Here is an 11,793-nt window from a genome sequence, read left to right as displayed (position 1 = left end):
TCCAGCGTCCAGCAGGCCGCGGCCGAGACGGCCAAGATCGCCGGCGACGCCGGCGCGATTGAGACACGCACAATGCCGCCGGCGCCGTCGGCGGCAAAGCTGCTGGCCGAGCACAATCTTGCGGTCGACCAGGTCTCGGGCTCGGGCAAGCGCGGCCAGGTGCTGAAAGGCGACGTGCTCGACCTGATCGCCAGGGGCGCGCCGTCGCAGCCGGCCGAAATGCCAAAGGCAGCACCTGTGCCGGCACCTGTCGCCGCGCGCGCGCCGTCCTCGGCCGACGATGCGTCGCGCGAGGAGCGCGTGCGCATGACCAAGCTGCGCCAGACCATCGCGCGCCGCCTCAAGGAAGCGCAATCGACCGCCGCGATGCTGACCACCTTCAACGAGGTCGACATGAGCGCGGTGATGGCGCTGAGGAGCAAATACAAGGACGTGTTCGAGAAGAAGCACGGCGTGAAGCTCGGCTTCATGGGTTTCTTCACCAAGGCCGTCACCCATGCGCTGAAGGAGATCCCGTCCGTCAACGCCGAGATCGACGGCACCGACATCATCTTCAAGAACTACGCCCATATCGGCGTCGCCGTTGGTACCGAAAAAGGCCTTGTCGTGCCGGTCGTGCGCAATGCCGACCAGATGTCCATCGCCGAAATCGAGAAGGACATCGGCAGGCTCGGGCTTGCGGCGCGCGACGGCAAGCTATCGGTTGCGGATATGCAAGGCGGCACGTTTACGATTTCCAACGGTGGCGTTTACGGGTCGCTGATGTCGACGCCGATCCTCAATGCGCCGCAGTCGGGCATTTTGGGCATGCACAAGATCCAGGAGCGGCCGGTGGTGGTCGGCGGCCAGATCGTCATCCGGCCGATGATGTATCTGGCGCTGTCCTACGATCACCGCATCGTCGACGGCAAGGAAGCGGTGACGTTCCTGGTGCGGGTCAAGGAAAGCCTGGAGGATCCCGAGCGGCTGGTGCTCGACCTCTAGGGGCGGCCCGAGTGAGCCGGAGAATGGATCTGCGCCACCGGATTGGTTCCTCTCGTTTCCGGTCCGGTTTGTTTGTCACGATCTCCGCACTCGGCGTGCAGACGGTCTCCGCTGCGCTTGCCGCCTGCCCGCTNCCTGCCCGCTCGAACTGGCCGTCTACGGCGACACTGAAAACGCAGCCGAGATCGATTTCAGGCCAACCGGCGAATCGGCCGCCGTCACCAACAGTTTCAAGATGGTGCTCGACAAGGGCGTCGTTCTCGACGGAATCGTCATGTGGACGGAGGGCGTGGCGCGGCCGCATGGCTCACTGATGTACAAATGCCCGGCCGGCGACGTCACCGGCGACGAGCTCGCCGCCTGCACTGTGTGGGAGGGGGTCATCTATACGGCCGACGACCAGGGCAATATCGCGTTGCTGCCGGGCGAAGGAAAGGATGCGCCGAAGAAGCTGATCCTGCCCGATCTGGGGGCGTCGTTGCAGATGTCGGCGGCCTATGGCGCCAACGGCTTTTCCAAGGTGCCCTGGGACGTCTTTGCCCTGAAAGGATGTCAGGAATGAGCGGAAAAATCCTGCTGGTGACCGGCGGCAGCCGCGGCATTGGCGCCGCTACATGCAGGCTTGCCGCCGAGGCCGGCTACCGCGTTGCGGTCAATTACGCGTCGAATGCAAAAGCGGCCGAAACGGTGGTCGCCGACATCGAGGCCGGCGGCGGAGAAGCCTTTGCCCTCAAGGCCGATGTCGGCAGCGAGACGGATGTGCTGGCCATGTTCGAGGCGGTCGAAGACCGCTTCGGCGGGCTTGATGCGCTGGTCAACAATGCCGGTGTCGTCGACAGCCTGTCACGGGTCGACGAGATGTCGTTCGCGCGGCTCGAGCGCATGATGCGGATCAATGTGATTGGGCCGATGCTTTGCGCACGCGAAGCGGTGAAGCGCATGTCGACCAGAAATGGCGGCAAGGGCGGCGCCATCGTCAATTTGTCTTCGATCGCGGCAAGGCTTGGCGGGGCAGGTCAATATATCGACTACGCAGCCTCCAAGAACGCGATCAACGCCTTCACTGTCGGCCTGGCGCGGGAAGTGGCCGAGGAAGGCGTCCGTGTCAACGCGGTCAGCCCGGGCATCATCGACACGGAAATTCATGCCTCCGGCGGGCAGCCGGATCGCGCCGAGAAAATGGGCCGGGTGGTGCCGATGCAGCGCGCAGGCACTGCCGAGGAAGTCGCGGCCGCAATTCTCTGGCTGCTGTCGGACGAGGCCTCCTATACGACAGGCGCCAATCTGGAAGTCGGCGGCGGCCGCTAAAGCAAAGGGACAGTATCATGGCCTATGACGTCGTTATCATCGGATCGGGACCGGGCGGCTATGTCTGCGCCATCAAGGCGGCACAGCTCGGCCTGAAGACGGCGGTGGTCGAAAAGAACCCGACCTTCGGCGGTACCTGCCTCAACATCGGCTGCATCCCGTCAAAGGCGCTGCTGCATGCGTCCGAGATGTTTGCCGAGGCCGGCCATTCCTTCGACGCGCTCGGCGTCGAGATCGGCGCGCCCAAGCTCAATCTCGGCAAGATGATGGCACACAAGGATGCGACGGTGACGGCCAACGTCAATGGCGTCGCCTTCCTGTTCAAGAAGAACAAGATCGACAGTTTTCGTGGCACCGGCAAAGTAGTTGCGGCTGGCAAGGTGTCGGTGACCTCCGATGACGGCAAGGTCGAGGAGATTGAGACCAAGAACATCGTCATCGCCACCGGCTCCGACGTCGCCGGCATTCCCGGTGTCAAGGTCGATTTCGACGAGAAGGTGATCGTGTCGTCGACCGGCGCGCTGTCGCTGGACAAGGTGCCGGGCCATCTGGTGGTGGTCGGCGGCGGCGTCATCGGGCTGGAACTCGGCTCGGTATGGGCGCGGCTCGGCGCCAAGGTCACCGTGGTCGAGTTCCTCGACACCATCCTGGGCGGCATGGATGGCGAGGTCTCCAAGCAGTTCCAGCGCCTGCTGTCGAAGCAGGGCTTTGAGTTCAGGCTGGGCGCCAAGGTGACCGGCGTCGCCAAGGCCAAGAAGGGAGCGACGGTCACCTTCGAGCCAGTCAAAGGCGGGGCGGCCGAGACGATCGAGGCCGACGCCGTGCTGATCGCGACGGGACGACGGGCCTATTCGGACGCTCTCGGGCTTAAGGAGGCAGGCGTCGACGTCGACGAGCGCGGCTGGGTCAAGACCGACGGCCATCTCAGGACCAAAGTCCCCGGTATCTACGCCATCGGCGATGTCATCGCCGGCCCGATGCTCGCCCACAAGGCCGAGGACGAGGGCGTGGCGGTGGCCGAAACCATTGCCGGCCAGGCCGGGCATGTGAACTATGACGTGATTCCGAGCGTCGTCTACACCACGCCGGAAATCGCTTCGGTCGGCAAGACCGAAGAAGAATTGAAGAAGGCCGGCGTCGACTACAAGGCGGGAAAATTCCCGTTCAGCGCCAATGGCCGGGCGCGCGCCATGCTGCACACCGACGGCTTTGTGAAAATCCTGGCCGACAAGGCCAGCGACCGCGTGCTCGGCGTCCACATCGTCGGCTTCGGCGCCGGCGAGATGATCCACGAGGCGGCGGTGCTGATGGAATTTGGCGGCTCGTCGGAAGACCTAGCCCGCACCTGTCACGCCCATCCGACAATGTCGGAGGCGGTCAAGGAGGCGGCACTGGCGACGTTCTTCAAGCCCATCCACATCTGAGCAAACGCGGTGAATCGCAAAGCTTAGAGATTGGCTGAAACAGCCGCGATTCGTCATCCCAGGGCGGAGCAGGAGCGGAGCGATGTCGCGGAGACCCTGGGATCCATGCCGTTACCTAAGCGGCAGTGTTCCGGCGAACCAGAATCGAGTGCCTCTTCCATCGGCTCGTAACCGGTGATTCTGCACTACTGCATTCTTCGGCGGATGTCACGGCATGGATCCCAGGGTCTGCGCTCCGCTTTGCGTTCGCTCCGCCCTGGGATGACGAAGCCATCGACGGCTGTTCCCAAAAACAAAACGGCCCGCCTTTCAGCGGGCCGTTCATATATTAAGTCGGCAGTCTGATTACTGAGGGGCCGGTGCTGGTGCCGGGGCCGGGGCCGGGGCTGGCGCAGGGGCCGGAGCGGGTGCAGGTTCTGCCGGAGCGGGAGCCGGAGCGGGTGTTGCCGGAGCTGGCGCAGGAGCCGGTTCGGCTGGCTTCATCGGCTCGGCAGGTGCTGGAGCCGGAGCCGGTGTGCTGGCTGCGGGCGGTTCGGCAGGCGCAGGTGCCTCGCTACGTCTTCCAAAAACATAATAGGCGACAATTGCCAGGATAACGACGACCAGGGCAATCAGCCAGCCGCTGCCGCCGCCGCGTGGCCGTGCGGTACCCGGTGAGGTGAATGGGTCGTTCGGATTGGGTGTGTTCGCCATAAAAGTGTCCTCCGTGGATGAAAAACATCAAGTAATAGCCATCAACGTACAATCGTTGAATCGGTTTCACATTAGGCGTTGAAAACGCCGAAAACAGGGCAATTCTGATCCGGAATCGCTTGCAGGCATGCATTTCCACCGCAAAAATGGGTTCGATCGAGCCAAACCGAACCTTTTTCAGTTTCTTGGCACGAAGCGCGGGTGGTCCGCCGTCGCGCCACGGCAATGATTCGGTGTGCAACTCCGCCGTGTTGTTCAGTTGACGGCGGTCACCGTGTAGCCGGTCTTGCGGAAACCCTCGACCAAGCCTTGCGCTCCGGGAAGGTGCATGGCGCCTACCGCCATGAAGACATTGCCGTGGGCGAGGATCGGCGCTGCCCGATCGACCATCACCTTGTTGCGGCTGGTGATCATGGTCTGCTCGAATTCGGCGTAACCCGATTGGTCGTCGACCTGTTCGGGAATGACGGTCCGAAACAGCGGTACGTACATGCCAGTGTCGCCACGCCGGTAAAGCACGATCATGGTTTCGTTGACGTCGTTCACCTTGTCGCCAAGCTTCAGCGTATCGACCAGCCCCTTCAGGTGAAAGGCGATCGGCAGCGAAGCCATGGCGCGCAACTGGTCGGCGATTGTCTCCAGCCCCTCGACTGATTTGCCCGAAGCCTCGGCGTCCTTGGCAAGCTTGACGTCGAGCACCGGTGCGCCGCCAGCTTGGCGGGCGACTTCGCATGCAGGCAGCGCCACCATCGCCGACAGCAACCAGGGCTTCATCTTGGCGACGGTCGCTGGCGGGATGCCACGCGCATCGAGCGCCTTGTTGACCACCGCCGCATCCTGCGGCGACAGCAGCGACGAAAGCGTCGTCTTGTCGGTGAACATCATCAGATCCGGCTCTTTCAGCAGTGCGGCCATCATCTTCTGCTTGTCGAGCACTTCGGTGGTCTCGATGATGACGGTGCCAGCCGCATCGAATGCCTTCTGCGCGGCGGGCGGCAGCGTGGTGACGCGCGGGTCGGTAACGTGCATGGTGCCGAACAGGAAAGACGGTTTTTCGCCTGATTTTTCGAGCTTCCACAGCAGGCCCTTGCCGTTCGGCGTCACTGCCGCGTCCGCCTCGATCTTGCGGTAGGTGGCCGGGTCGTCCTTTTGCAGCGCGCCCAGCATATCGGTACCGGCGCAGACCGGGATCTCGGCGCGTGCCTTGCCTGCGGCGAGCAGCGCGATGATGAGGAAGGAGAGGAAAAACAGGGCGTTGAGCGCGACAAGCAGCTTCAGCGACACATGGGTCGCGCGGTCGGCGATGGCGATGAGGCGTTTCATGCTGCGGTTCTAGGCGCAAAAAGCGGCAAAACGGTTAATCGGCGCATCAAAATTGTTGCGAGATGGCCACCAATCAAGCATCCATCACGCACGCGGATGAGCTGCTTCGTAAATCTCGAGCAGCCTGGCGGTGTCGACACCGGTGTATATCTGGGTTGTCGACAGGCTGGCGTGGCCGAGCAACTCCTGGATGGTGCGCAGGTCGCCGCCGCGCCCAAGCAGATGCGTTGCAAAGGAATGGCGCAGCGCATGCGGCGTCGCCGTGTCGGGCAGGTTGAGCGCCGAGCGCAGCTTGGCCATGTCGCGCTGAACGATTGCCGGGTTCAGCGGGCCGCCGCGGGCACCGCGAAACAGCACGCCCTTGGGATCGAGATGATAGGGACACAAGCGGCGGTATTCGGCAATCGCCCGCAGCGCCACCGGCAGCACCGGCACCAACCGCGTCTTGCCGCCCTTGCCGGTGACGCGCAGCACGGTCTCACCAGGCGAGGACAGATCGGCGCCCGACAGGCCGAGCGCCTCGGAAATGCGCAAGCCGGACCCATAGAGCAGGGTCAGCACGGCGGCGTTGCGCGCGGCGATCCACGGCTCCTCCGCCAGTTGGCCTTCCACCGAGACGACGTGTTTTGCATCGCTTGCGGTCAGCGGCTTGGGCAGCGATTTCGGCTGCCGCGGCGCGCGCAAGGCTGCCGCACCTGCCGCATTGGCGAGGCCGCGCCGTTCCAGGAAACGCAGCAGCGAGCGGATGCCGGCTAGGCCGCGCCCGAGCGTGCGGGCGCCGGCGCCCTCGGTACGGCGGGCAGCGAGAAAGCCGCGCAGATCGGCGGGGCGCAGATCGGCGATGTCGGAAATGCCGGGCGAGCCGCCGCAATGGCCGGTCAGGAAATGCAGGAACTGGCGCGTGTCGCGCTCATAGGCCTCGACGGTTTCGGGCGACAGCCGTCGTTCGCGCGCCAGCATCTTCAGCCAGGCCTCGCGCGCCGCCTGTAGATCGGGTTTTGCCGGTATGAGGAATTCCTGCATTGCGCTCTTCCAGTTCTCCGCCATCTTCCGGCACGCGGGTTAGGAAGCGGTGAAGAGCGGCATCATTGAAATGACGACGGGCTGGGGTTAGAGCAAGGCAAAGGATTTTCCGCAGATGAGCAAGCCGCAAAACCCCGTCCAGATGGCCGTGATCGGTGCCGCGCATGGCATCAAGGGCGAATTGCGCGTCAAGAGCTTTACCGGCGACCCGCTGGCGCTGGCCGATTACGGTCCGCTCTACGCCAGGGATGGCCGCGCCTTCCAGATCGTCGATATCAGGCCTGCCAACACGGTGGTGGTGGTGCGTTTCAAAGGCGTCAGCGATCGCAATGCCGCGGAGGCGCTTGCCGGCACCGAATTGTTCGTCGACCGTTCGGTGTTGCCGGATGAGGGCGAAGAGGATGAATTCTACCATGCCGACCTCGTCGGGCTGGAGGTCAAGGATGACACTGGTGCGGTCATCGGAAAGGTCGTCGCCGTGCATAATTTCGGCGGCGGCGACATTCTCGACGTGACGCTGGCGGGGCGCAAAGGCGTGCTCATCCCGTTCACGCAGGCCGCCGTTCCGGAAGTGTCGATCGCCGGCGGCTTTGTCCGCATCGATCCGGCCGCCGCAGGGTTGGTCGAGGACGAGGACGGCGAGCCTGCCGGCCGCGACAGCTTCGACCCCAAAGGCAGGCCGCGCGGGCCGCGGGACGCCGGAGGCAACCGGTGAGTTTTTCTGCTTCGGTGCTGACGCTCTATCCCGAGATGTTTCCCGGCGCGCTCGGCCTGTCGCTGGCCGGACGCGCGCTGGAGACCGGCATTTGGTCGCTCAAGGCGATCCAGATCCGCGACTTTGCCAGCGATCGTCACCGTACTGTCGATGACACACCGGCCGGCGGTGGCGCCGGGATGGTGATGCGGGCGGACGTGCTGGCCAGCGCCATCGACCATGCCTCGCCGCCGGGCGATCTGCGTCCAAAACTGCTAATGAGCCCGCGCGGCAAGCCGCTGACGCAGCGCCGTGTGCGCGAGCTCGCCGGCGGGCCGGGTGCGGTGATTGTCTGCGGCCGCTTCGAAGGCGTCGACCAGCGGGTCATCGAATCGCGAGGCCTCGAGGAAGTCTCGATCGGCGACTTCATCCTGTCCGGCGGCGAGCCGGCGGCACTTGTGCTGTTAGACGCCGTGGTGCGGCTGCTGCCCGGTGTCATGGGCAATGCGGTGTCAGGCGACGAAGAGAGCTTTGAGAACGGCCTGCTCGAACATCCGCACTACACGCGGCCGCAGGAGTTCGAGGGCCGGCCGATCCCCGAAGTGCTGATTTCGGGCAATCACAAGAAGATCGCCGCCTGGCGGCGGGCCGAGGCGGAAAAGCTGACGAAAGAGCGAAGGCCGGATCTTTTGGCCGCTCAGCCCTTGTCGAAATAGTAAAACGCCAGGAACAGGCCGACCGCGATGACGAAGCCGCGCACCGCGTTCTGTGGCACGCGCCTGGCGATCCAGACGCCGGCATAGCCGCCCAGCGCGCCGCCTGGGATCATGATGATCGCCTGCAGCCAGGCGATGACGCCGCCGGAGACAAAGACCAGGATGGCGACCGCAGCTATGACAACGGCCAGCATGTTCTTCAGTGCGTTCAGCCGGTGATAGTCGCCGGACTGGGTGAGGCCGAGCGTCGCCAGCATCATGACGCCCATGCCCGCGCCGAAGAAGCCGCCATAGACGGCAGTGGCGAACTGCGCCAGCGATCCGACCAGCGAACCCACCGCGGCCTCATGCTCCGGCTTGGGCGCCGGCTTCAGCCATGGCCCGGCAGCGAACAACGCCGTCGCCGCCAGCAGCAGCCACGGCACCAAGGCGCGGAACGACGGGTTGTCGAGCCCTAGAAGGATGAGCGCGCCAGACAGCGCACCGAAAGCCGAAATGAGGCTGAGCAGCAGTGCGCCGCGCCAGAAATGCTTGATGTCGTGCCAATAGGCGAGCGTCGAGGTGATGTAGCCAGGAAATTGCGTCACCGACGATGTCGCATTGGCGACGATCGGCGGCAGGCCGGCCAGGGTCATGGCGCCAAAGGTTATGAACGTGCCGCCGCCGGCAACTGCGTTGACCGCGCCTGATAGAAAGCCGGCGAGAAAGAGCAGGACCGCGTCCAAGATTGGCATGAGGGGTGTCGTCGCTGGAGGAAAATGCTTATCTTCCGGCTTAGAAAGCTTGACGCGCGGGCGCAACCCCCTGGACCACAAGCGATCATGGGATTGCCACAGCGGGCGCCAGTCAAAAGAAGCAGCGCCAAAAAAGAAACAGCGAAGGCGTGACAAAGCGCCGAAATAGCTGTATGTGCGCGCCGAACCGGAAGAAAATCTGCCAAGAGCGATCTTCTGGCCCGTCAACAATGACGGTGTAGTCGCCCCTGCCCGATGTTCTCGAACAGACGTTCTCGAACGAAGGGCATAGCCGAGCGGTCGATGCGACTGCAAGGCGAGTGTCGGACGCTCTGACTGTCGGAAGAACAAGAAGTGGATTTATGAGATGGATATCCTCCGTCAGCTCGAGGCCGAGCAGGCCGCCAAGATCGAAGCCAAGCGCAAGCTTCCCGAATTCCAGCCCGGCGACACCGTGCGCGTCCAGGTCCGCGTGACCGAAGGCACCCGCACCCGTGTCCAGGCCTATGAGGGCGTCGTCATCGCCCGCGCCGGCGCCGGTTTCCAGGAGAGCTTCACCGTTCGCAAGATCTCCTACGGCGAAGGCGTGGAGCGTGTGTTCCCGGTCTATTCGCCGATGGTCGAGGGCGTCGAGATCGTGCGCCGCGGCAAGGTGCGTCGCGCCAAGCTGTATTACCTGCGCGATCGTCGCGGCAAATCGGCCCGTATTTCGGAAAACACCGGCGTGCGCGCCCGCAAGCTGAACGACGAAGAGCGCGATGCGCTGAACGCCGAGAAGGCGCGCATCGAGGCCGAGAAGGTGGCCGCCGCCCAGGCGCTGGCCGCCGAGAAGGCAGCGCAGGACGCCGCCGAGAAGAAGGCCGCCGACGAGGCAGCCAAGGCCGCGGAAACAGCTGCCGCCGAATAAGGCGTCTTCAAAACCCATGTTTTCGGAAAGGCGGCTTCGGCCGCCTTTTTGTTTCGCGAGGTGGATTCGATTTTGCCAGTCCCGCAATCGATACGGATCGTTCCGTAATGCCGTCGTTGAAAGCATCGGAAATCCATTTTCGTGCCGAGCGGCGCATCGGAGCGGCTTGCAAGGCGCCTGCGGAAAGCTAAAGTCGGCGCCGGATTTTCCTGCATGCCTCGGCCGATCGAGGCGGTTCAGTTCCTGGGGAGCATAGTCATGATCAATTCGAAACTGCTGCTGGCCGGCCTGCTGGCTTGCCTTCTTGTGCCTGTCGCGGCTATGGCGCAGGTGTTGCCCGACCTCGGCGGCAAGAAAGTGGTGGTGGTGACGGAAAACGCCTATCCGCCGCTGCAGTTCATCGATGCCAAGACCGGCAAGCAGATCGGCTGGGAATATGACGCGATGAACGAGATCGCCAAGCGGCTGAATTTCAAGGTCGAGTACCAGAATACTTCCTGGGACGCGATGATCCAGGCGGTTTCCGACAACCAGTACAACATTGGCATGACCGGCATCACCATCAAGGACGACCGCAAGCAGAAGGTCGATTTCTCCGACCCGTATATGCGCTCGGAACAGTTCATGCTGGTGCGCGGCGACGAGAAGCGCTTCAGCGATGCCAAGACGTTCGCTGCCTTCAAGGACGGGCTGATCGGCGCGCAGGCCGGTACCACGCCGTTCTACACCGCGGTCTACAGCGTCCTCGACGGCAATGAACAGAATCCGCGCATCAAGCTGTTCGAGACATTCGGCGCGACGGTGCAGGCGCTGAAGTCCGGCGACGTCGACGTCGTGCTCACCGACGGCACTGCCGGCAAGGGCTATGTCGATGCGTCCAATGGCGGCCTTAAGCTGATCGGCGGCCCACTCGGCACCGAGGATTTCGGCTTCATTTTCCCCAAGGGCTCCGACCTGGTGAAGCCGGTCAACGCGGCAATCGCCGCGCTCAAGGCCGACGGCACGCTCGACGCGCTCAACAAGAAGTGGTTCCTCGACTACAAGATGGGGCAGTAGGACTTTTGTCGCGGGTGCCGGGTGATGCGCGGGAACTCGTGCTGACTCTGGGCGACTCTGTCACCGGTATTGCTTGATGCCGCCGGCGCCCCCAGCCTCCGCCAAATCCGACTTCCCGTGGTGGCTTGCCGTGGCAGTGACGATCGCCTTGGCCGCCGCCATCTTCATCGCCGCCAGCGACCTCTATGCCCAGGTGTTCGCGACCGTCGCCAAGGGCATCGGCGTCACCATCTTCGTCACCGTGGTCGCCTTCACGCTGGCTTGCGCCATCGGGCTTGGCGTGGCGCTGATGGGGCTGTCGGGCTCACGCTGGCTCAGCCAGATCGCCCGCTTCTACGTCGAGATCATCCGCGGCGTGCCGATCCTAGTGCTGTTGTTCTGGATCGCCTTTGCTGGCGCGCCGGCCTTCGTCGCGGCATGGAACGCGCTGACGGCGCCGCTGCAAAGCGCCGGCCTGTTCGGTGAGCTGCTGGTACGCGACGTGTCGCTGCTATGGCGCGCCATCATGGCGCTGACCATCGGCTATTCCGCTTTCATCTCGGAGGTCTTCCGCGCCGGCATCCAGGCGGTCGAGAAGGGTCAGATCGAGGCGGCGAAGGCGCTCGGGCTGACGCGCACGCAGCGCTTCCGGCTGATCGTCTTTCCGCAGGCGATCCGCACCATCCTGCCGCCGCTCGGCAATGATTTCGTCGCCATGGTCAAGGATTCCTCGCTGGTCTCGGTGCTCGGCGTCGCCGACATCACCCAGATGGGCAAGATCTACGCCGCCGGTTCGTTCCGCTTCTTCGAAACCTATTCGATCGTCGCCTATATCTATCTCATCCTGACCGTCGGTCTGTCGCTGGCGTTGCGGGCGCTGGAGAAGCGGCTGCGGCACCAGCATGGGGAATAGAAGGCAGGCGAAAACGGCGCTACCATCGAACGAATGCGA

At 63.8% G+C, this 11,793-nt stretch carries 12 protein-coding genes; 9 read left to right on the top strand and 3 right to left on the bottom strand.

Annotated features, from left to right (window positions below; genetic code table 11):
* The 4 genes from odhB to lpdA all read left to right on the top strand — a co-directional run.
* Positions 1-984 (top strand): 2-oxoglutarate dehydrogenase complex dihydrolipoyllysine-residue succinyltransferase (gene odhB / locus X760_RS71380; RefSeq protein WP_023722724.1); only part of this gene is annotated, 984 nt, incomplete at its 5' end.
* Between the two features lie 124 nt (positions 985-1,108).
* Entirely contained in the window at positions 1,109-1,546 is a 438-nt protein-coding gene (locus tag X760_RS0140180; protein ID WP_031195245.1) for a hypothetical protein, read from the top strand.
* Entirely contained in the window at positions 1,534-2,292 is a 759-nt protein-coding gene (locus X760_RS71375; protein ID WP_031195243.1) for an SDR family oxidoreductase, read from the top strand. The genes X760_RS0140180 and X760_RS71375 overlap by 13 nt, the downstream gene beginning before the upstream one ends.
* Positions 2,293-2,309: 17 nt before the next feature.
* Entirely contained in the window at positions 2,310-3,716 is a 1,407-nt protein-coding gene (gene lpdA, locus X760_RS71370; RefSeq protein ID WP_023722721.1) for a dihydrolipoyl dehydrogenase, read from the top strand.
* Positions 3,717-4,664: 948 nt separating this feature from the next.
* On the opposite strand, the gene X760_RS71360 is transcribed toward lpdA, so the two are convergent.
* Positions 4,665-5,732, bottom strand: a complete 1,068-nt coding sequence (locus tag X760_RS71360) for a TraB/GumN family protein (protein ID WP_023722719.1) — start codon at positions 5,730-5,732, stop codon at positions 4,665-4,667.
* 84 nt (positions 5,733-5,816) lie between these two features.
* Positions 5,817-6,755, bottom strand: a complete 939-nt coding sequence (locus X760_RS71355) for a tyrosine recombinase XerC (RefSeq protein WP_036245843.1) — start codon at positions 6,753-6,755, stop codon at positions 5,817-5,819.
* A gap of 115 nt (positions 6,756-6,870) precedes the next feature.
* Between X760_RS71355 and rimM the strand changes: the two genes are divergently transcribed.
* Positions 6,871-7,470 carry a ribosome maturation factor RimM gene (gene rimM, locus X760_RS71350; protein WP_023722717.1) on the top strand — a complete coding sequence of 200 codons (600 nt, stop codon included), beginning with the start codon at positions 6,871-6,873 and terminating at the stop codon, positions 7,468-7,470.
* On the top strand, positions 7,467-8,165 hold the full coding sequence (gene trmD / locus X760_RS71345; protein ID WP_031195242.1) for a tRNA (guanosine(37)-N1)-methyltransferase TrmD: 699 nt from the start codon (positions 7,467-7,469) through the stop codon (positions 8,163-8,165). The genes rimM and trmD overlap by 4 nt, the downstream gene beginning before the upstream one ends.
* Here trmD and X760_RS71340 read toward each other — a convergent pair.
* Positions 8,147-8,899: a sulfite exporter TauE/SafE family protein gene (locus X760_RS71340; RefSeq protein WP_023722715.1), complete on the bottom strand. Its 753-nt coding sequence runs from the start codon at positions 8,897-8,899 to the stop codon at positions 8,147-8,149. The two genes, trmD and X760_RS71340, sit on opposite strands and share 19 nt — an antisense overlap.
* 367 nt (positions 8,900-9,266) lie before the next feature.
* Here X760_RS71340 and rplS point away from each other — a divergent pair, with 367 nt between their 5' ends.
* The 3 genes from rplS (at position 9,267) to X760_RS71325 (ending at position 11,754) form a co-directional block, all read left to right on the top strand.
* Complete coding sequence (rplS, locus tag X760_RS71335; protein WP_023722714.1) at positions 9,267-9,806, top strand: 50S ribosomal protein L19; 540 nt, start codon at positions 9,267-9,269, stop codon at positions 9,804-9,806.
* Positions 9,807-10,064: 258 nt separating this feature from the next.
* The gene (locus X760_RS71330) at positions 10,065-10,862 is read left to right on the top strand and encodes a transporter substrate-binding domain-containing protein (protein ID WP_031195240.1); all 798 of its coding nucleotides are present in this window, start codon (positions 10,065-10,067) and stop codon (positions 10,860-10,862) included.
* A gap of 76 nt (positions 10,863-10,938) precedes the next feature.
* Positions 10,939-11,754 carry an amino acid ABC transporter permease gene (locus tag X760_RS71325; protein WP_023722712.1) on the top strand — a complete coding sequence of 272 codons (816 nt, stop codon included), beginning with the start codon at positions 10,939-10,941 and terminating at the stop codon, positions 11,752-11,754.
* Positions 11,755-11,793: the final 39 nt, after the last annotated feature.

It is taken from the genome of Mesorhizobium sp. LSHC420B00 (assembly GCF_000503055.1).
Classification (GTDB): Bacteria; Pseudomonadota; Alphaproteobacteria; order Rhizobiales; family Rhizobiaceae; genus Mesorhizobium.
Note: the sequence above shows the minus strand (reverse complement) of the source record. Positions and strands in the feature narration are given on the sequence as shown.

What these genes read in the sequence shown, in the direction of transcription:
- X760_RS71375 (WP_031195243.1), top strand. Translation starts at nt 1,534, where the DNA reads ATGTCAGGAATGAGCGGAAAAATCCTGCTGGTGACCGGCGGCAGCCGC.
- lpdA (WP_023722721.1), top strand. Translation starts at nt 2,310, where the DNA reads ATGGCCTATGACGTCGTTATCATCGGATCGGGACCGGGCGGCTATGTC.
- X760_RS71360 (WP_023722719.1), bottom strand. Translation starts at nt 5,732, where the DNA reads ATGAAACGCCTCATCGCCATCGCCGACCGCGCGACCCATGTGTCGCTG.
- X760_RS71355 (WP_036245843.1), bottom strand. Translation starts at nt 6,755, where the DNA reads ATGCAGGAATTCCTCATACCGGCAAAACCCGATCTACAGGCGGCGCGC.
- rimM (WP_023722717.1), top strand. Translation starts at nt 6,871, where the DNA reads ATGAGCAAGCCGCAAAACCCCGTCCAGATGGCCGTGATCGGTGCCGCG.
- X760_RS71340 (WP_023722715.1), bottom strand. Translation starts at nt 8,899, where the DNA reads ATGCCAATCTTGGACGCGGTCCTGCTCTTTCTCGCCGGCTTTCTATCA.
- rplS (WP_023722714.1), top strand. Translation starts at nt 9,267, where the DNA reads ATGGATATCCTCCGTCAGCTCGAGGCCGAGCAGGCCGCCAAGATCGAA.
- X760_RS71330 (WP_031195240.1), top strand. Translation starts at nt 10,065, where the DNA reads ATGATCAATTCGAAACTGCTGCTGGCCGGCCTGCTGGCTTGCCTTCTT.
- X760_RS71325 (WP_023722712.1), top strand. Translation starts at nt 10,939, where the DNA reads ATGCCGCCGGCGCCCCCAGCCTCCGCCAAATCCGACTTCCCGTGGTGG.